The organism is Nonomuraea sp. NPDC050643, assembly GCF_040654715.1.
Lineage (GTDB): Bacteria > Actinomycetota > Actinomycetes > Streptosporangiales > Streptosporangiaceae > Nonomuraea.
The window spans coordinates 57,981-77,888 of the sequence record NZ_JBFAIM010000044.1; the positions used below are offsets into that span (position 1 = coordinate 57,981).

General features: G+C 68.2%; 14 protein-coding genes and 1 pseudogene. 11 read left to right on the top strand and 4 right to left on the bottom strand.

The window, feature by feature from the left end; all coding sequences use genetic code 11:
• Window positions 1-30 precede the first annotated feature (30 nt).
• From AB0I15_RS42180 to AB0I15_RS42215, 8 genes are all read left to right on the top strand, one after another.
• Complete coding sequence (locus AB0I15_RS42180) at window positions 31-402, top strand: acyl carrier protein (protein ID WP_358109160.1); 372 nt, start codon at window positions 31-33, stop codon at window positions 400-402.
• Window positions 402-5,933 (top strand): SDR family oxidoreductase, encoded by a 5,532-nt coding sequence (locus tag AB0I15_RS42185; protein WP_358109163.1) that lies wholly within the window; start codon window positions 402-404, stop codon window positions 5,931-5,933. Before AB0I15_RS42180 ends, AB0I15_RS42185 begins: the two co-directional genes overlap by 1 nt.
• A 79-nt stretch (window positions 5,934-6,012) precedes the next feature.
• Window positions 6,013-6,933 carry an LLM class flavin-dependent oxidoreductase gene (locus AB0I15_RS42190; RefSeq protein WP_358109166.1) on the top strand — a complete coding sequence of 307 codons (921 nt, stop codon included), beginning with the start codon at window positions 6,013-6,015 and terminating at the stop codon, window positions 6,931-6,933.
• Complete coding sequence (locus AB0I15_RS42195) at window positions 6,926-7,690, top strand: alpha/beta fold hydrolase (protein ID WP_358109169.1); 765 nt, start codon at window positions 6,926-6,928, stop codon at window positions 7,688-7,690. The genes AB0I15_RS42190 and AB0I15_RS42195 overlap by 8 nt, the downstream gene beginning before the upstream one ends.
• Window positions 7,687-8,511, top strand: a complete 825-nt coding sequence (locus AB0I15_RS42200) for an ABC transporter permease (protein ID WP_358109172.1) — start codon at window positions 7,687-7,689, stop codon at window positions 8,509-8,511. Before AB0I15_RS42195 ends, AB0I15_RS42200 begins: the two co-directional genes overlap by 4 nt.
• 109 nt (window positions 8,512-8,620) lie before the next feature.
• A complete protein-coding gene (locus AB0I15_RS42205; RefSeq protein ID WP_358109175.1) occupies window positions 8,621-9,574 on the top strand; it encodes a hypothetical protein in 954 nt (317 codons plus the stop codon).
• Window positions 9,575-9,607: 33 nt separating this feature from the next.
• Window positions 9,608-9,742, top strand: a complete 135-nt coding sequence (locus AB0I15_RS42210) for a hypothetical protein (RefSeq protein WP_358109178.1) — start codon at window positions 9,608-9,610, stop codon at window positions 9,740-9,742.
• Between the two features lie 109 nt (window positions 9,743-9,851).
• Complete coding sequence (locus AB0I15_RS42215) at window positions 9,852-11,108, top strand: amidohydrolase family protein (RefSeq protein ID WP_358109181.1); 1,257 nt, start codon at window positions 9,852-9,854, stop codon at window positions 11,106-11,108.
• Between the two features lie 85 nt (window positions 11,109-11,193).
• Here AB0I15_RS42215 and AB0I15_RS42220 read toward each other — a convergent pair whose 3' ends face one another.
• Together AB0I15_RS42220 and AB0I15_RS42225 are read right to left on the bottom strand one after the other, a co-directional pair.
• Complete coding sequence (locus AB0I15_RS42220; RefSeq protein ID WP_358109184.1) at window positions 11,194-11,991, bottom strand: response regulator transcription factor; 798 nt, start codon at window positions 11,989-11,991, stop codon at window positions 11,194-11,196.
• 327 nt (window positions 11,992-12,318) lie between these two features.
• Entirely contained in the window at window positions 12,319-15,516 is a 3,198-nt protein-coding gene (locus AB0I15_RS42225; protein ID WP_358109187.1) for a BTAD domain-containing putative transcriptional regulator, read from the bottom strand.
• Window positions 15,517-15,711: 195 nt separating this feature from the next.
• On the opposite strand from AB0I15_RS42225, the pseudogene AB0I15_RS42230 reads away from it, so the two are divergent.
• A pseudogene (locus AB0I15_RS42230) lies at window positions 15,712-15,837 on the top strand (transposase); the annotation flags it as partial.
• Window positions 15,838-15,893: 56 nt separating this feature from the next.
• Here the strand turns inward: AB0I15_RS42230 and AB0I15_RS42235 are convergent.
• Both AB0I15_RS42235 and AB0I15_RS42240 read right to left on the bottom strand, forming a co-directional pair.
• Entirely contained in the window at window positions 15,894-16,859 is a 966-nt protein-coding gene (locus AB0I15_RS42235) for a winged helix-turn-helix domain-containing protein (RefSeq protein WP_358109190.1), read from the bottom strand.
• Between the two features lie 206 nt (window positions 16,860-17,065).
• Window positions 17,066-17,668, bottom strand: coding sequence for a hypothetical protein (locus tag AB0I15_RS42240; protein ID WP_358109193.1), 603 nt, complete (start codon window positions 17,666-17,668; stop codon window positions 17,066-17,068).
• Between the two features lie 393 nt (window positions 17,669-18,061).
• Between AB0I15_RS42240 and AB0I15_RS42245 the strand changes: the two genes are divergently transcribed.
• Both AB0I15_RS42245 and AB0I15_RS42250 read left to right on the top strand, forming a co-directional pair.
• A complete protein-coding gene (locus AB0I15_RS42245) occupies window positions 18,062-18,634 on the top strand; it encodes an RNA polymerase sigma factor (protein WP_358109196.1) in 573 nt (190 codons plus the stop codon).
• Window positions 18,631-19,569 carry a CU044_5270 family protein gene (locus AB0I15_RS42250; protein ID WP_358109199.1) on the top strand — a complete coding sequence of 313 codons (939 nt, stop codon included), beginning with the start codon at window positions 18,631-18,633 and terminating at the stop codon, window positions 19,567-19,569. Before AB0I15_RS42245 ends, AB0I15_RS42250 begins: the two co-directional genes overlap by 4 nt.
• Window positions 19,570-19,908 lie beyond the last annotated feature (339 nt).

Sequence of the window (19,908 nt, forward strand, 5' to 3'; positions counted from 1 at the left end):
ACTGGCCCCGGAACGCCGAAAGATGGTGGTATGGAAGTGCTCGGCCGAGAGGGAAAGCGAGCAATGGATGCTGCGGAACGGTCGATGGTCGAAGCCGTCCGTGCCGTCTGGGCCGAGCGGACCGGAAATCCGGGACCCGATGTCGAAGATAATTTCTTCGAAATTGGCGGAACGTCGCGCCTGATCGCGAGTGTGCGCCTCGCCCTGGCCGCCCGACTGGAGCGCGAGGTCCCGCTCGTCGCCTTTTACCGGTATCAGAACGTTCGTGCTCTGGCTCGTTACCTGGCCCATGGGGACGCCGATTCGGACCAGCCCGGCGAAAAGGGCCGACCGGCGGTGGACGGCCGACGGCAACGGGAACTGCGCGTGGCGGCTCGCGCCGCCTTACGGAAGGTGGACTGATGGGCCTGAACCCCCGTGAGGACGATATTGCGGTCATCGGAATGGCTTGCCGCTTCCCCGGCGCGCCGGACATCCGCCGTTTCTGGGAGAACCTCATGAACGGCGTGAACTCGATCAGGGTTCTGACCGATGAGGAATTGTCCGCGAACGGGGTCTCCCAGAAGACGATCAACGACCCGGACTACGTCAAGGTCTGTCCGATGATCGATGAGATGGACGGCTTCGACGCGGCGTTCTTCGGATACACGGCGCGGGACGCCCAGCTCAGGGACCCGCAGGGGCGGCTGTTCCTGGAGATGTGCCACACCTCTTTGGAGGACGCGGGATACGACGTGCGCCGCTACGACGGCACCGTCGGCGTGTACGGCGGTGCCGGCGAGTACGACTACGGCCACCAGAACGTCCGCCGCAACCGCGCCGCCGTCAAGGCCGTCGGCGGGATGAGCGTCGCGACCGCCACCGAACCCGACTACCTGACCACGACCGTGTCCTATCGGCTCGGCCTGCAGGGCCCGAGTTTCACTGTGCAGACGGCCTGCTCGACGGCGCTCGTGGCCATCCACCTCGCCTGCCAGTCGCTCCGCGTGGGCGAGTGCGACATGGCGCTCGCAGGCGCCGTGGATGTCCGGCTGCCCTATGGCCAAGGGCACTGGCGGGTCGACGGCGGGATCGGGTCGGCCGATGGCCGCATCAGGGCGTTCGACGCCGCGGCCTCCGGCACGGTGTTCGGGAGCGGGGTCGGCGTCGTGACGCTCAAGCGCCTGGGCGAGGCCATGGCGGATGGTGATCACGTGTACGCGGTCGTGCGCGGCTCCGCGGTCAACAACGACGGAGCGGCCAGGGCCGGATACACCGCGCCCGGCGTCGAAGGGCAGATGAAGCTGGTCCTGGAGGCGCTCGCCGTCGCCGAGGTCGATCCCGGCTCCATCGGCTTCGTTGAGGCGCACGGTACGGGAACCCTGGTCGGTGACCCCATCGAAGTGACCGCGCTGACCAACGCCTTCCAGGCGGCCGGCGCCGCATCGGAGCAGTTCTGCGCGCTCGGCTCGGTCAAGCCCAACATCGGCCACCTCGGCGCGGCGGCCGGCGTGGCCGGTTTCATCAAGGTCTGCCTGATGATCGAGAACGGGCAGATCCCGCCGACACTCAACTTCGTCACGCCCAACCCCGCTATCGACTTCGAGAGGAGTCCCTTCTTCGTCAACACCTCCGGCAAGGATTGGGAAGGTGAACGACGGGCCGGCGTGAGCTCGTTCGGTATCGGCGGCACCAACGCGCACATGGTGCTGGAGCAGCCGCCGCCACGGACGGCGCCGGCCGCGTCCGAACAGCACGACACGGCAGCCCTCCGGCAACTGCCGGCGATCTCCGCAACGGCCGGCGCGGCCCCGCGGCATCTGCTGCCGATCTCCGCCAAGACCGTCACGGCCCTGGAAAACGCTGCCGGGCAGCTCGCCGAGCACCTGCGGACGGCCGAACCGCGTCTGGAAGACGCCGCCTGGACGCTGCAGAAGGGCCGTCGCCCGCTGCCCCACCGCCGGACGGTCGTGGCCGGATCCGTCGCCGAGGCGGCCGCGGCGCTGGACGGCCTGCGGAGCTCCCGGCCGGGGGTGAAGCCCGTGTCGCACACCGAGCCCGGAATCGCCTTTCTCTTCCCGGGACAAGGGGCGCAGTACCCGGGAATGGGACAGGGCCTCTACCGGTCTCAGAAGGTCTTCCGATGGGAGGTGGATCGGTGCGCGGAGGTCCTGACGCCGCTGCTGGGCGAGGACCTGCGGGAACTCCTGTACGGCGACCACGAAGCGGCCGGCGAGGTGCTGAGCCGGACGGAGTTCGCGCAGCCGGCCCTGTTCACGATCGAATACGCGATGGCTCAGCTGATGAGGTCATGGGGCCTGACCCCGGCCGCGATGCTCGGGCACAGCATCGGCGAGTACGCCGCCGCCTGCCTGGCCGGCGTCTTCACCCTTGAGGACGCTCTGTCCCTGGTGGCGGCGCGCGGCGCGTTCATGCAGAGCATGCCGCCCGGCGTGATGATGGCAGTGCCGCTTCCCGAAGGGCTGGTCTCCCCGATGCTGATGGGCGGAGCCGAGGTCGCCGCCGTCAACAGCCTCGATGTCACCGTGATCGCGGGCCCGCCGGGGGCCGTGGCGGCGCTGGAGAACCACCTCGTCCCGTGGGGCGTACGGTGCCAGCGGCTCATGACCTCGCACGCGTTCCACACGGGAATGATGGAGCCGATCATCGCGCCGTTCCGCGAAAGGGTGGCGTCCACGTCGCGGGAGGAGCCGAGGCTGCCGTTCCTGTCCAACGGCACGGGCACGTGGATCACCGCCGAACAGGCCACGGACCCCGGTTATTGGGCCGGTCACCTGCGCAACACCGTCCGCTTCGCCGCCTGCCTGGAGACCCTCGCCCACGATCCCGACCTGGCGCTCGTGGAGGTCGGGCCGGGAAGAACCCTGTCGGCCCTGGCCCGCAAGAGCGGCGGAAAGAACCGTACGACGATCGTGACCACCATGCGCCACCCGCTGGTGGAGGGAGACGACGAGGTGCTGGCGCTCGAAGCGCTCGGCACCCTGTGGTCCGCGGGTGTCGAGGTCGCATGGGAGTCCGTCGGCCACGAGAGGCCCGGCCGGCGGGTGTCCCTGCCGACCTACCCCTTCGAGCGGCAGCGCTTCTGGCTGGATCCCGACCCCGTGGACTCGAAAGCCGCGGCCGCGGCCGATGAGGACGAGGACGTCCTGCCCATCGACCGGGCCGTGTACCGGCCGGAGTGGGTGGAACGTCCGCTGACGCAGGTGACCTCGGTCGTCCCGCCGGGCTCCCGCTGGATGCTGCTGACGCCGGGCGACGGCCCGGTCGAGGCTCTCAGCGCCCTGCTGGAACAGGCCGGAGCGGAGGTCACCACGGTCGTCGCCGGCACCGAGTTCGGGCGGCCCGCCGCTGGCGGCTTCACGCTCCGGCCGGGAGAGCTCGCCGACTATGAGGCCATGTTCGAGGCGCTCGGGAAGGATGGTCTCCCGACGCACGTGGTGCACGGCTGGACTGCCACGGATCCTACGGAGGACTGCCTGGCCCCCCAGGTCGTGGACGAGGTCGGAGAGCGGGGTTTCTACTCCCTGCTGTTTCTCACGCAAGTACTCGCGGCCCAGGTTCCCGATCACTCCGTGCGAATTCTCGCCGTCAGCACCAACATGCAGGAAGTGTCGGGAGAGGACCGGATCGAGCCGGGAAAGGCGCTCCTGCTCGGCCCGAGCATCCTCGTCAGCCGCGAGCTCAAGGGTATCGCCTGCCGCAGTGTCGATCTTGCCGCGCCCACCAGACTCCCGGCGCGAGAGCTTGCCGTACGGCTGCTCCAGGAGGCACTGACCGAGACCGACGATCAGCAGGTGGCCTGGCGCGGCCTGAAGCGCTGGGCCTGGTCGTACTCGAAGGTGCCCATCGAGCTCTCCGCCGAGACGCCGGCCGCGTTGAAGGAGGGGGGAACCTATCTCGTCACCGGCGGGCTGGGCGGCATCGGCCTGACGACGGCCGAAGAGCTGATGAAGACGTGCAGGGCCAACCTCGTTCTCATCGGCAGGACACCGGTGCCCGATCGCGCCGAGTGGCCGGCCATCCTCGCCTCGGACAACGGCGGCAGCGCGGTGCGCGGGCGGATCGAACGGCTCCTGGCGCTCGAGTCGCTGGGCGGGGCGGTGATGGTCTCCTCATGCGACGTGTCCGACGAGAACGCCCTGCGCGCCGTCGTCGACGAGGCCATCGAGCGGTTCGGCCGCATCGACGGCGTCTTCCATTCCGCGGGCGTGGCGGGCGGCGGCATGCTGGTCGTGCGGACCCGTGAAGCCGCGAGCCAGGTGCTGGCGCCGAAGGTGGCCGGCACACTCGCCCTCCACCGGACGCTCGGCGACCGGGTCGACTTCATGGTGCTCTTCTCCTCGATCACCTCGGTGGTGGGTGACTTCGGGCAGGTCGACTACTGCGCCGCGAACAACTTCCTCGACGCGTTCGCCCGACAGCGGTCCGCGCTCGGCGAATCCGTGCTGTCGATCAGCTGGGCCGCGTGGCGCGACGTGGGCATGATGGTCGATCACAAGGGCATCACCCCGAACGTGTTCCGCGAGCTCCGGAGCGGCCAGTGGTCGGAGCCTGCGGCTCACCCGCTGCTCGGACGTCGTCTGCACGATCTCTCCGACGACATCGTCTTCTCCACGCTGCTCGGCCCTGACTCGCACTGGATCCTCACCGACCACCGCATCGACGGGGTTCCCATCGTGCCCGGCTCAGCTCTCATCGAGATGATCCGGGCGGCGGCCCTCGCCGACGCGGACGCGGGATTGGAGGCGGAGATCGACGACATCCTCTTCCTCAGTGCTGTGGCCGTCCCCGCCGAGCGGGAGTTGCGGGTGCAACTGCGCCCCGCCAGAGGCGGGTACGACGTCACCGTCTTCGTGGATTCCGCGGACGCCGCGGGCCCGGAGTGGCTGGAGTGCGCCAAAGCCCACGTTCGCCGGGTGCCGGTGGAGGCGGCCCCGGTGCACGATCTCGCAGCCGCCCGGGCCGGCTGCCGCGACCATACGTTCGTGCCCGAGCCGGGCTTCGTCTCCAAGAGCATCGTGGAGTTCGGCCCCCACTGGTACAGCGTGGTCTCCATTGACATCGGCGAACGGGCGCAGTTCGCCACGATTGATCTCCCGGACGAGTTCAAGGACGAATGCCGGCAATACGGCCTGCACCCCGGGCTGTTCGACGATGCCGTCTCCAACGCCCGTGTCATCAAGGGCCTGCGGCTGGGCTACAAGTACCTTCCGTTCGGTTACCGGCGGATCCGCGTCCGCGGCGCCCTGCCTCCACGCTTCTACGTGCACGTACGGGACCTGGACGACGGCGATGGCGAGTTCGTGCTGGCCGACGTCTCGATCATCGCCGAGGACGGCACGGAGATCGTCGACATCCAGCAGTACTCGCTCCGGCGGCTGGACCCCGAAGCCGTCAAGGCCGACATGCGCAAGGACGCCGACAGCCAGTTGAAGACGGCCTCGCGCGCCGAGGTGCGGCAGGGCGGCAACTGGATGATCAAGCCGGAGGACGGGATGACCTGCCTGCGCGCCTTGCTGCGGCACTGGTCCGCACCGCACCTGGTGGTTTGTCCCGAAGGGCTGGCGACCAACCTGCGGCGGGTTCGTTCCCTCACCGGCGAGCGGCTCGAGCAGAAGCTCGGCGAGGCCGAGCCGATCTTCGTCGGCGAACAGGCCGAGCGGGAGCTCGACACGCCGTACGTCGAGCCGGACACGCCTGTGCAGAAGCAGGTCGCGAGCTACTGGGCGGAGATGTTCGGAATCCGGCAGATCGGGATGGACGACGACTTCGCGGACCTCGGCGGCAACTCCCTGATGGCCGTGCAGCTCGCCTGGCGGATCCGCCAGCACTTCGACGTAGAGGTCACGGTTGCCAGGCTGTTCCAGCGTCCGACCGTTCGTACCCTCGCGGACCTGGTGGAACAGGAGCTAACGCGAACTCGCATCGGATAGAGAGCAGGTAGCGACGATGATGAACACCTTTGCCGCGCGAGCTTCGAGCCCGCTGCTGCTGGGCCCGGGTACGTACGGCATGCGTACCTTGATCGATCGGGTCAAGATGGCCGAGGAAGCCGGAGTGGATCAGCTCTGGCTGGGCCAGAACCCCGACCACCACGACACGACGGTAGTGGCTGCCGCGTGTCTGGCGGCCACGACCTCGATGAGCGTCGGCACCGCGGTGCTGCCCGTGCCGGGCCGGCATCCGGTGATGGTGGGGCAGGCCGCCACCGCGCTGACCGACCTGTCTGACAATCGTTTCCTGCTGGGTCTGGGGACGGGGCATCCCTTCATCAACGAGTTCGTGCTCGGCCTGCCATCGATGCCCGCGGTGGCGGCGATGCGCGAGTTCTTGACCATCCTGCGTGCCTACCTGCGCGACGGTCGCGTCGACTATGTGGGGGAGCACCACGCGGCCCACGCGTCGAACGTCACGGGCACGGGCCCGGAGGTACCGATCTACCTGGGCGCGATGCGTCCGAGGATGGTGCGCCTGGCCGCGGAGCACGCCGACGGACTCCTCCTGTGGCTGGCCCCTCCCCGCTACGTCGAGGAGCACGTGCTGCCGGTCATCGATGAGGTCTGTAAGGAGGCCGGGCGAGACCGCTCCTCCATCTCGATCCTGGTCGAAGTTCCCGTCTATCTCCCTGACGACCACCCGAACCTCTACGACGACCTCGAGGGCATGATCACGCGTTATGCGATGATGCCCGCCTACCGGCATGTCATGGAGCAGTCGGGTCACGGCGGCCGTCTCGAACGCGGCACCATCGACCGTGCGATGATCGACGATCTGGTGATCGTCGGCGGGCCGGACGAGATCGCGGGGAGACTGGACGACTACCGCGCCATCGGATGTGTTCCGGTACCCGTCGCCTCCGTCGGCTCAGGACTGTTGCAACTGGCGAGCGAGGAGGCCTTCGGCCGGTTCGTCAAGGCGGCATGCGTTGGCTGATACGGCCGGGCCGCCCGACCTGTGGACCGAGTTCACCCGCCCGGCGACGGCTGCCCGTGTCCGGCTGCTCTGCCTCCCGAGCGCCGGAGGCGGGGCGCTGGCCTACCGACAGTGGGTGGAGGCGCTCGGCGCGGATGGCATCGACGTGTGGCCGGTGCAGTTGCCCGGGAGGGAGAGCCGCTTCGACGAATCCCCGTACGACGACATGGCCCGGCTCGTTTCCGCCTTGCTGGCGGAGTTCGGGCCGGCACTCCGCGAAGGACCGTACGCGCTCTTCGGGCACAGCATGGGAGGCGCCATCGCCCTGGAGTTCGCCTACGCCGCGCGCCAGTGCAGGCTCCCCGGCCCGGTCCGGCTGTTCATCTCCGCGGGGAGACCTCCGAACCGGCCGGACCCGGAGGCACCCTGGTACGACCTACCGGCGCCGGAGTTCGTGGAAAGGCTCCGCAAGTATGACCGCGGCTCGGGCCTGCTCGACGATCCCGAGCTTCTCAAGATCTTCCTGCCCAAGCTCCGCGCGGACGTCGCCCTGCTGCAGCAATATGACCGCCGGCCAGGAGAGCCCCTGGATTGCCCCCTCACCGTCATGGGCGGGTGGGACGACGCGGCCGTGCCCCCGAACCTGTTCCAGGGATGGGCCGACTACACGCGCGCGGGCTTCGAGATCCGACTGGTCGGCGGTGCGCACTTCTACCTCGAATCCGCCCGGGAATTCGTCCTGGACCTGATCCGGCGGCGGCTGGAGAACTCCTCATGATCGATCTGCGGACCTTTGCCATGGTGACGGGCAAGGAACTGCGGCTCATGCGCCGCTATCCGTTGAGCCTGGCGAATTCGCTGGTCCTCACGCCCCTGTACCAGTTGGTGCTGCCCGCGTTGCTGCTCGGCGCCGCCTTCCTCGTACAAGGGCAGGCGCTCGGGATGAGCGCGCTCACCGGGACCACTGACTTCGCCGGATGGCTGGCCATCGGCATGGTGGGGGCGATCGTCACCAGCACCGCTCTGGCAGGCCCGGCACGCGCGATGATGGGGGAGCGCGATTCCGGCACACTTGAACAGACGTGGGCGATGCCCCTGAGCCGGAGTTCGATGGTACTCGGCGTCATGAGCGGCATGATCGTGCTCAGCCTCGTCAGCGCCGCGCTCATGGTCGGCACCGTCGCGTTGCTCTTCGGCGCCCGCTACCGGCCCGGCGCGTTCCTGTCCCTTCCCGTCCTCGCCGTGCTCGTCATCGGTTTGGTCGGGATGGGCTACATGAGCGCCTCGCTCGCCCTGCTCTGGCGACAGGCCTCGGGGATCACCGACAACCTCGGCTATGTCGTCACCATTCTGTCCGGTGTCACCTTTCCCGTCGTCGCGCTCTCCGCGGCGTTGCAACCGGTGTCCTGGCTCATCCCCACCACATGGGCCATCGATCTGGCTCGTCATTTCTCCCTCGGCGCGGACACGCTCCTGCCGGTTCCGTTCGAGGCCGCCGCGCTTGTCCTGACCTCTGCGGTGTATGCGCTGATCGGCAGGCTGATGTTCGCGAAAACAGAAAAGAAGCTGCGCGCGGACGGGCGGCTGGCACAGCATTGACCGGCCCTCTCTTTTATATGTCCCTCCTATTGGGTCGCCGATTTGGAGCTGATCCGCAACCGATGTCCTTGCTAGGGTCAAGTTCATGTCGATAACACGGGAAGCGGCAATGGCTGAGAGTTTCGGTCAACCACTTGGTGGCCTCCGTCAGGTCTTTCCTGAAGGCGACGTGTTCGCAGTGTGCGATGACCGCGAATTGGCTGAATTCGCCAGCGGGCGCGGCCTGAGAACGCTCCTCCTCGACGAGGTGGAAACTCTGCCGGACGGTGCCGGCGTCGCGCTCTTCCTGCGGAACAGCCTGGTGAGCCGCGAGATCAGGAAGATGTTCCGCAGGTTCCGAGTGCTGCTGATCCCCATCGCCAGCTTCGACTCCGCGCTCGACGCGGCCCAATACACCTTTGAGCTCACCAGGCACACCGACTATGAAAAGGCGTGCGACTGGAATCGCTATTGGGCGGACAACCTCACCCGGCAACCCGGTCCTCTCGTCTTCACCGGCTCCGGCACCGAGCTGGTCTGCTCGTTCGCCGACGATCTGAGCGCTGACGCCTGGCTGACCCCGGAGATCGATGTCGGGAAATGGATCAGCGTGGCGAGCTACTGCGAATTCTCCATCACCGCCCCTTCGTCGCGGGACTGGCGCGGGGCGTTCGACATCAACGGCACGGCTCTGGCCTCCGGGCTCCTGGTGGCGCACGACCCCCGCGCGGGACGGGACGGAATGGCGCGCATCGAGCAGGCCCGCGAGCTACGGGCCGAGATGGTCGCCAAGGGGCCCATCACGATGCGGCTCCGGAATGGTGTCCTCACCTCGGTCATGGCGAGCGGCGAAGAATACAGCGATGCCGTAAGGGAGGTGACCAATCCCGATTACGAGCTGCACACCCTGGAACTGGGCATCGGCACCAACATGAGCCTGCTTCCACGGGTGGACTGGACGTACAACTCGCAGCTCAACGAAGGCGCCGGACCGGTTCATCTCGGATTCGGCGAAGGAATCACCGGTGCTCACATGGATTTCGTGGTCGCCCGCTGTGAGCACCGATTCGACGCATCCGCGTAGCGGCGGATCATGCCAAAGGAGATGGAGAATCAAATGCGCAACATCACCATCAACGACCAGTCCTGGATGATCGACGAGGACGAACGCCTGGTCACCGGAAAGGAGCGACTGGAGTCTGGCGACTCGGTTGAGGCCGCCTCGCTCAGCTACGGCTACGCGCGGATCTAGCCGAGGCATGGCAGTTGGGTGGGCGGATTCGATCGCCGGGCCGGCCACCCACTGTTCACAAGTTTTTCCGTGACCTATTTTTTCTGGAAGCTGTCGCAACGGAGAAAAGATGAACAGCACGCGTTATATGGTGATCTCGGCGGACTGCCACGGTGGCGCCGACCTTTTGGCTTATCGCGACTACCTGGACCCCGTCTACCGTGCGGATTTCGACTCCTGGGCCGCAGACTACGAGATTCCGTACGAGGACCTCAAAGGTGAGGAGGGCATTCGCAACTGGGATTCCGACCAGCGTCTGCGGGAGCTCGAGGCCGACGGCATCGTGGCCGAGGTCCTTTTCCCCAACACGATTCCGCCCTTCTTCTCCAGCTCGTCGCTGGGCAGCCAGCGGGAGGCCGAATCCCCGGAGGAGCTGCGCCGTCGCTGGGCGGGGCTGCAGGCGCACAACCGCTGGCTGGCCGAGTTCTGCGCGGCCGCGAAAGGCCGGAGGACGGGCGTTTTCCAGGTGATGCTGCACGACATCGACGCGGCCGTCGAAGAGGTTCACCGTGCCGCCGCGGCCGGGTTGCGCGGTGGCCTGCTGCTGCCGGGAACACCACCCGGCTCCGGGCTGCCGCCGCTGTATTACCACTACTACGACCCGCTGTGGCGGGCCTGCGCGGAGCTGGGCATCCCGATCAATGTGCACAGCGGAAGCGCAGGGCCGCGACCGGGAGACCGGCCGGAGGATCACGTCCTGTTCATGCTGGAACTACGTTGGTGGGATCAGCGCACCCTACGTCACTTGATCTTGGGTGGTGTGCTCGAACGGCACCCTGACCTCATGGTGATCTTCACCGAGGAAGGGTTGGGCTGGATCCCAGGCCAGCTCAGTGCCATGGACCAGTTCGTCGATTCCATGCGGCACGCCGGCGACGAGCTCAGCCACGGAGCGCAGGTCGCACAGAAGCTCTCGCTACGGCCCAGCGAATACTGGCGAAGGCAGTGCTACGCCGGCGCGAGCTTCATGCATCCATCTGAGAGCGCCATTCGTGATGCCATTGGTGTCGGCCAGATCATGTGGGGCAGCGATTACCCGCACACCGAGAGCAGCTACCCCTTCTCCGAAGCTGCGATCAGGTTCGCCTACGCCGGCATTCCCGAGCCGGAGGTCGAGTTGATGCTCGGCGGGAACGCGAGCCGGGTGTTCGGATTCGACCTTGACCAACTCGGCCGGCTCGCGCAGGACATCGGCCCGGAACGCGTGGAGGTGGGCCGCGGGGTCGATCCCGCCACGTTGCCGGTCGAAGTCGCCAAGTGCCCGGCCTTCGCCGGAATCGCCCCTGGATCCAGCAAGACGCGGTGGGTGGACAACCGCAAGGCATGACCGGGCAGGTGAGCGGTCACGAGGTTGCGGTCGGGTACGAGCACCGCGGACCACAGCATTGAGCGGGGAACGTCATCGCTCGCGGCTACTCGCGGATGGGGCTGATCCCCAACCGGACGGCCGCGCGCGTGAGTTCGGCCTTGTTGTGAATGCCTAGTTTCTGTCTGATGTGCTGGACATAGGTGTCCACAGTGGTTTTCGACAACCCCAACCTGGAGCTGATCTGCTTGTGCGTCCAGCCGTCGGCGACGAGTCCGAGCACCTGAAGTTCCCGCTCGGTCAGGTCGGCAAGAAGGGCGAAGGAAGAGGTTTGGGAGGCTCCGGGACGAGCGCTGTCGTCCTGGAACAGGCTCGTCGCGGAGCCGGAGAGAAAGAAACGGTCTCGGCTCAGCAGGCTCAAGGCCGCGTACAGGTTCTGCGGCTCGACGTCGATGTCCAGATAGCCATGGACGCCGGCGGAGATCAGCGAGAGGAGTTGTTCGTAGTCCACTCTCCGGGAGATCGTCAGGACGAGGACCGACCGTGACCAGACGCGCAGCCGGTCGAGCAACTCGGTCTCGATTTCCTTGGGCAGGCCCACGAGGAGGATCTCGGCCGCCGGTGGCCGGATGGTCAGGTGCCGGTCGACTTCACCGACGGAGTCGGCGGAGACGATGTCAAAGGAATTGCCCGCGGATTCCAGGACGCTCAGCGCGCCGCGCATCACCACGGAGCCGTCGTGCAGGAAGACGATGTTGCGGCGGTCCCGCGCCGGCCCCGAATCGGCTGCCCGCGACATCACATGGTGGCCGTTGCCGACGAATTCAGAGGAGCGCGGGCTCCCATCACGACGCTCCCTGCCCGCCAGGAGCGAGCGCGTCGGAGCATCAGGGTCGTTCATCATTGCTTGCTCCTCGGTTCCGCACTGTCGATACCTTGTGTGGCTCGTGGGTTCGCTTCGAGGGTGAGCATGTAAGAGGAGGGTGGTGTCGCCTTCGGGGGATTTGTTCGGCGCTCTGGCGATGTCGCTGTATCGCGATGCCGGAGTTCTCTGTCGATCGGGTCCGACCGCGGGTTACCGCGCATCGGGCGATACGGGTTTCCTTGTCTCGCAAGCCGACCGGCCCCAACAGCCGCACGCTCATGGTGTTCGCTCTCTGGCACCGCGATGTGAGCCGGCAAGAGGCAGTTTCTGACCTACGCGCCTACGGAGCGCATACGGGCGCCATCTTCACAGCCCTGCGAGTATGCCGCGTTGCGGGGGCGCCGAGATCTCGTCCAGTACGGCTTGCGCCCGCCGCCGGGCGGAACGGGCCCCGTGCTCGTTCCCCATCTGTTCGCGCGCCCGTCCCAGGACGATCAGCGTGCGGGCGTGACCGAGCCGCTGCCCGGTGTCGGTGAAGGCGCGCAGGGCCCGCTCGCAATGTCGCACGCATCGATCGAACTCCTGATCGCCGAGGTCGGCCACCGCCAGCGCGAGCCATGCCCTGCCCACGCTCAGAACGCACCCCTGCGCGGCCAGGCGTAGCGCCGACTCGGCGTGGGCGCGGGCCTCCTGGTAGCGGCTCTCTCTCGCGGCGAGCTCCGACAGCGCGAGCGCCGCCTCCACGCGGCCTTGGAGGTGGTCGAGATTTTCCGCCTTGCTCTGGGCTGCCAGCAGCCGGTCGTCGCCCGGCCGCCCAAGGCCGATCTCCGCGCGCGCCAATCCGACGAGTGCGAGGACCTCATGGCCGCGGTCCTTGATCTGTCTGGCGAGGTCGAGCATCTCCGTCCGGGCCAGGAACGCCTTCTCGTGCCGCTCCGCGTCGGCGTGCACGGCGGCGATGGCGTCCAGTGCGACCATCTGGCCGTAGAGCATCCCCGCCGCCCTGCTGGTGCTCTGCGCACGCCGCAGGATGCCCAGCGCGTCGTCGAGCCGACCCTGCTCCTGCCGGACCAGGCCGAGTCCGGCGAGCGTCAGGACCTCCAGCTCCAAGGGACCGCTCTCCTCGGCCGTGGCCAGAGCGCTCTCCAAGCAGTCCTCCGCCTCGGTCAGCCGGCCCAGGTTGCGCAGCAACCAGGCGAGGTTGTTGTTGCTGGAGGCCTCGCGGCCGCGATCGCCGATCGTCTGGTAGATCCGAAGCGCCCGGCGGGTCTTGTCCGCGGCGAGCCTGAACGAGCCGACGTATGCGAGCGACGTGCCCGCGGCTCGCAGCGCGTCCGCTTCGCCGCTACGCCATCCGGCCGTGTGGTAGGACACCGTCGCCCTCTCCAGTTCCTCGATGGAGAGCCGGTAGTCGCCGGTGCAGACATGCGCCAGCCCGAGTGACAGATGCATCGCGGCCTGCCCGAGAACGTCACCGTCTCGCTGCGCCGCCGCAAGGCCGAGATCGGCCAGCCGCAGCCAGGTGCGCAGCCAGCGCCGCCGGTAGAGCACGGTGCGCATGGCGTGCGCCAGCTGCCAGGCCGCCCGGTTCAGCCCCTGCCGCGCGGCGTGTTCGATCGCCACCACGACGTTCTGCCACTCGGCTGTCAGCCATGCGTCCGCCTCCTCGGGGCACGTGACGATCTGCGCACTCACGGTCGATGGATCGTCGAGCAGGTCGACCGGGCGGGAATAGGCCACGGCCGCCACGGCGGCGACGCCGTACAGGTAGAACTCCAGCAGGCGCTCGGTGGCCGCGCCGCGCGCCGCCGGGTCGTCTTCGGCGGCGCCGGCCTCGCGGGCGAACTCCACGAGCAGGTCGTGGCAGGTGAAGCGACGCACGCCGGTCTCGGTGGTCAGATGGACCCGGGCGAGCGCGTCCAGCAGGCTCTCCGCCTCGGTGACGCTGACCCCGGCGAGTGCCGCGGCCGCGTCCGTGCTGATGCCGTCACCCGGAACCAGGTGCATCAGGCGGAACATCCTGCGGGCCGACGGGGGAAGCGCCTGGTACGACACATCGAAGCCGTGCCGAACGGCCGTGCCGCCATCGCCGTCGATCCGCAGCTCCGCCAGCCGTCCCTGCTTGGTCAGCTGCGTCAGATAGCGGTCGACCGTGAGGTGCGGATGGTCGGCCAGCCGGGCGCCCGCGATCCGGAGCGCCAGCGGCAAGTTCGCACACTGGCGGACGAGCTCGGCTGCCGCGTCAAGCTCGCCCTCGATCCTGTCGCGGCCGACGGTGGCCGCGAGGAGTTCGAGCGAGGATTCGAACGTCAGGCCGTCGAGGGCGATGCGTTGCGCTCCGTTCAGCGCTACCAGGCCGCTGAGCCGGTCGCGGCTGGTGACGAGTGTCAGGCATTGCGGCTCGCCCGGCAGGAGCGGCCGCACCTGCGCCGCGTCGGCGGCGTTGTCCAGGACGACGAGCATCCGGCGACCGGCGAGCGACGAGCGGTAGAGCGCAAGCTGTCGCTGCGGATCCGCCTTTACGTCCTGGGGCGGGTGCCCAAGGGTGATGAGTAGCCGGGTGAGCGGATCGTCGGCGGCGGAGTCCCGCTCGAATCCGCGCAGGTCGAGAAAGAGCTGGCCATCAGGGAACAGGCTCGCGTGGTCGTGCGCCCAGCGCAGAGCCAGGCTGGTCTTGCCGATGGCCGCCTGGCCCACGATTGCCACCGTCGCGCCTGGGTCCTGGGCCAGTGCGGTGAGCCGGTCCAGCTCAGCCTGCCTGCCGAACAGCCGGCCGGTGGCGGGCGGCAACTGGCGGGGTGTCGAAGGAACTTCCGTCTGCTCCGCGCGCAGCAGCCTGCTGTGCTGCTCGCGAAGCTGGGGCGCGGGTTCCACGCCGAGCTCCGTGCGAAGATGGTCGCGTAACCGGTGGTAGAGGTTCAGAGCCTCCGCCGTCCTGCCGCTTTCGGCCAGGGCGCGCATGAGCTGCCCGTACGGCCGCTCTCTCAGGGGATGATCCACGACCACCGGTTGCAGGTCGGTGACGACCTCGGCGGCGCGTCCCTGGACCAGCATCACCTCGGCTCTCTCCTCCAGAGCGGTGACGCGCAGCTCCCAGAGCCGGGCCACCTCCGCGTGGGCGAAAGAGTGGTCGGTTCCGGCCAATGGAGGGCCGCCCCATAGGGCAAGTGCGTTGTCGTAGTGGGCGAGCGCCTGTGAGAGCCGGCTTTCCTCGGTTGCGAGCCGTGCCTGGCCAATGAGGTCGGCGAACAGGTCGGCGTCGAGTTCGCCGGGGCGGACGTTCAGGACGTAACCGGGCTCGCGTGTCACGATCAGCGTGTCTCCCGCGGGGCCACAGGCCGTGCGGAGCTTGGAGATCAGCATGCGGATCCTGGATCGGTAGGTGTCGGGGACCGTGTCTCCCCACAGGACGTCCGCCAGGTGATCCACCGACACCGTGGTGTTGGCGCTCAGCAGCAGCGCCAGCAGGACGGTCCGTTGCTGGGGCGGCGGAAGGATCTCCCTGCCGTGGATCGTGACCGAAACCGAGCCCAGGATCCGGAAGCCATGGCCAGTTTCCACCATAGCTGGGACAGTAAGGGATCACTTGTGCGTTGGATAGCTTCTCCGGCCCCTTGCTCCTCTCACATCACGGCGTCTGGGACTGTGCGGCGGTCCTGGCATCCGTTCCCGGATCCGTCCCCGAGCGGTCCGTCGAAGGGCCCCGCACGCCGGCCGTTTCGCCGCCCGTCTGAGGGAGCCGTTCGCGAGGATCGTGAGGCCGAGTTCGTACCCTTCCTCGACTTCGACATCGAGATCCGCCGGGTGATCTGCTCGGCCAACGCCCGGATTCGGCGGGTGGTCGAGGAGCGCGGCCACTTCCCGAACGAGCAGGCCGCGCCCAAGGACACCCCCAAATCCGGCAGGGGAAGGTGGCGCAGCCCGTTCGCCTGCGGGCGCGGTCAGGAGTCGAAGAGGTTGAGCAGAGCCGTGCCGCGTTTGGTGCGGTGGACGTAGATCTCTCTGCCCTCGCGCCGCCGAGTGATCAGTCCCGCCGATTCAAGGCGGCTGCAGTGGTAGGTGATCACGCTGGGGTGGCATTTGACGCGCCTGGCCAGCACACCCATCGACAAGGGGCGGTCGAGGCTGATCAGGACGGCCGCCCGCGCATCGCCGAGGAGGAGCTTGAGCTGTTCCTCGGTGCTCTTGGGCCTGGGCGTCGTCAGGTGCGGCGGGGAGTAGGCGATCCACACGGTGTCCGGACCGTCGAGGCGGGCGATGAGCGCGTTCGACCCGGCGAGCAGGGGCATCAGCACCAGATTCTTGGACTCGATGGAGAACTCGTCGCACCCGTAGTCGGGGACGCTGAACGCGCCTTCGCGGAAGGAGCAGTCAACGTGCAGGTTGTTGAGCACGACGTCGAGTGCTCCGCGGGCGCTGGCCACGGCGACCCGCTCGACCTCGCGATCGAATAGCTCCCGGGTCTGCTGCCACTCCTCATACATGGCGCTCCACGTCTGCTCAAGCAGGCCGGCGAAGCCGTGCAGCCAGCGGCGCGGGTGTTTCATCGCGGGCTGCCAGTGGGGTGGCGGCTGCCCGTCGGTCATGACGTCCAACTCCTCCTGTAACGCGTCGGGTGGCGCGTCGCGAACCATCTCGAGCTGCGTGGGAACGTCCAGATCTCGACGGAAGTCCCCAGGGAAGGCAGCATCGGGAAAGATGGTGTAGCCGGGTGACGCCAGCGAGTCCACCACCGTCTCGTCGGGCGTCATCACGGCGGAGCGCACGAGCCGCCGCCACCGCTCGGGGGCGCCCCTGTCCCTGCCCGCGAGCGCGTCGCTGATCAGGGCGAGCATGGACAGACCGGGGACCATGGTCACGTTCACGGGAACCCGGTCGAGCCGCCCGATGAACAGTCGCGTGCGCATGAGTGCGTCTTCCTTTCAAGCTTCAGCCAACAAGGATCAGCGATGTCCGGGCAGCGTGACGGTGGCAGGTCCAAGCTCTCTTCGCTGGTCGGCAGCGCATCGGCAACGCGCCGCCGGCCTGGAAGCCGGTTGTGGCCCGTCATCTGCGTCACCTGACCAGGCCGGCGTGCGGATGCTCGCGTACGGCGGGAGCCGTCACAGGGGATTCAGCCGCAGTGCACGTTGTTGAGGTTGCGGGTCACGTAGTCCGGTACGGTTCCGGCGACGTCGATGCACTGGCCGGGGGCGGAGACGTAGACCGGGCCGGCGTAGGTCGTGTATCGCCCGGCATCGGTGCTTTCGCCGCTGCCGTCGCCTCTCGATATGGTGACCCTCTTCCAGCTCGTGGTGTTGGCGTAGGGGCCGTAGCCGTAGGTCAGGGCGCAGTTCTTGCCGGTGCTGGAGCTGTAGTAGACCTCCAGCGTTCCTGTGCGGGTCCCGTCCCCTCTGGAGACTGAGTAGACGCCGATCCGGGAGTAACTGCTGCCGCAGGGTCCGGCCGCGCCGGCCGGGGCGGCGTCCACCACCAGCGTGGTGGTGGCGGCCACGGCCACGCCGGCCAGGAGAGTCGCCAGCTTGCGAGTGCTCATGAATATCCTTCCGATCCTGATGTCAACTGGCTCACGGCCGCTGTCCACGCGCCGGGGCTTGGCGATCAGCCTGGTGACGATGCCGTACAACCAGGGCCTGGCCATGGGGACGGCGGGATCGTCCCTGGAGTGGTGGATCAACTCCGCGTCGCCCTCTTCGGACAGGTTCGCCAGGGTCACATCGTTCCTTCCACGAGGTGGGTCACCTCCTTGTCGCCCGTAGCGGGCAGGACCGTTCGCGAGCGTGGGCAGGTCCTGCAGCGCGAGGTGGGCGTTGGTCCTGGTGGCCCCGGCCGCCCTGGCGATGCGCTCGCGTTCGAGATCGGTCTGGGGCCGCAGGATGACGAACCGGCCGGTTCGGGGCAGGCGGCGGCAAGGTCACCTGCACGGCGACCTCACCTTCCGCGCTCGTGGCGCACAAAACGCAGGCCACGAGGTGGCGTCATCGAAAGACTTTCGACGGCTACCCGGACAGCGGGCGGCGGGGCGCGGTGTCATGGGTGGGCGGGACCGCGAACGGTCCTGCCCGCTACGGGAGACAAGGAGGTGACCCCACCTCGTGGAAGGAACGATGTGACCCTGGTGAACCTGTCCGAAGAGGGCGACGCGGAGTTGATCCGCCGCTCCAGGGACGATCCCGAACAGTTCGCCACGCTGTTCGACCGGTACGCCCAGCAGATCCACCTCTACGTCGCGCGCCGGCTCGGCTCGCAGGCGGCCGACGACATCGTGGCGGAGACGTTCCTCGCCGCGTTCCGCCGCCGCGCGTCCTACGATCCCGCCGTCCCCATGGCCAGGCCCTGGTTGTACGGCATCGCCACCAAACTGATCGCCAAGCACCGGCGGAGCGAGGAACGGTACCTGCGCGCGCTGAGCCGTACGGGGGTGGACCCGCTGCCGGAGCCGATCGCCGACACCGTCACCGCGCGGGTCGCCGCCCAGAGTGAGGAACGCCGGCTGGCGGGGGCGCTGGCGGCGCTGTCACAAGGCGACCGTGACGTTCTGCTGCTCGTGGCCTGGGAGGACATGAGCCTGGAGGAGGCTGCCCAGACGCTGGGCGTACCCGCGGGGACGGCGCGATCTCGCCTGCACCGTGCGCGCAAGAAGATCAAGGCCGCGATCCCGATGATGGAGGGAAACCGATGAACGACCTGGACTCTGTGAAGCGGCTGCGCCGCTCCACGCCCACAATGACGCCGCAGGCGGAGCAGGCGGCCCGGGCCAGGCTGCTGGCCGCCATGCGGGAGCCCGCCCCGCGTCGCCTGCCCCGCCGTCGGCCGGCATGGCGGCCGGCGATCGCGGCGGCCCTGACCGTCGTGGTCGGCGGCACCTGGGTCGCGACGCGTGAACCCGTGATGACCCCGGTCGCTGACGTGCGCGAGCTGAGCGAGCGGGCGGCCGACGCCGCCGAACGGAGCCCGGACCCGGGCACGCGTACGGGCCAGTGGCTGTACATCAAGGAGCTCAAGGCCGCACACGACAAGTACAGCGGCTATGGCGTCAGTACGAGCAAGCGCGTCACCTGGGAGCAGTGGACGAGCGTCGACGGCAAGAAGGTGGCCTCCTTCGACGAGAAGGGCAGGCTGGACAATCAGTTCACCCACCCCGGCATCGGCGCCGCCCAACTGGCCAAGGAGCCCGTCACCCCGGAAACCGTGCTCGACCGGCTCAGGGCCGTGCTCGCGCCGCTGAACTCGGCGGGTGGCGATCCCCTTCCAGCCATGAACGAGCTGCTCTTCCAGTCCATATACCAGCTGATGGGCGAGCAGGCGCTGCCCCCGGAGGTACGGGCGGCGCTGTTCCGGGCTCTGCCCACGATCGAGGGCGTCACGGTCATCCAGGACGCGACCGACGCCGGCGGACGGCGCGGCATCGCCTTCAGCCACACCGGCGACTGGGCGCGTTACGATCTCATCCTCAGCTCCGAGGACTACCGTTTCCTGGGAACCTACGGTGAGAGCGTGATCGACAAGACGTTCACCTGGACTGGCGGCAAGGCGGACGTGCCCGCGGGCACCCCGGTCACCTGGACCGCCCAGCTCGAAACCGCCCTCGTCAACGAGCCTGGTCAGCGTCCCTGACGCCGACCAGCGAGATGACACGTCAATCCAGGGCCGCGTGGCCTGCCTGATGCGCTGGCCGATCAGCGCATAACGTCTGCCGCCCACACTGCGGAGCGTCCGTCCGCCCTGATCACCAGCTACTGCGACCCGCCCGACCTGGCGCACGAACCGTGCTCGTGGCAGGTAGCCCCCTACCGTCGGGCGCGCCGTGCACTGGGCCACTGTGATCACTCCCGTTAGTATCGCGGCTTCCGCAAGCACGCCGCCGCCGACCTGGGCGGCGCCGAGTTCGAAGACCCTGGGACCCGTTTCGTCATGGAGTCCGAACCCGGCTCGGGCATCACCCATGTCCGGCTC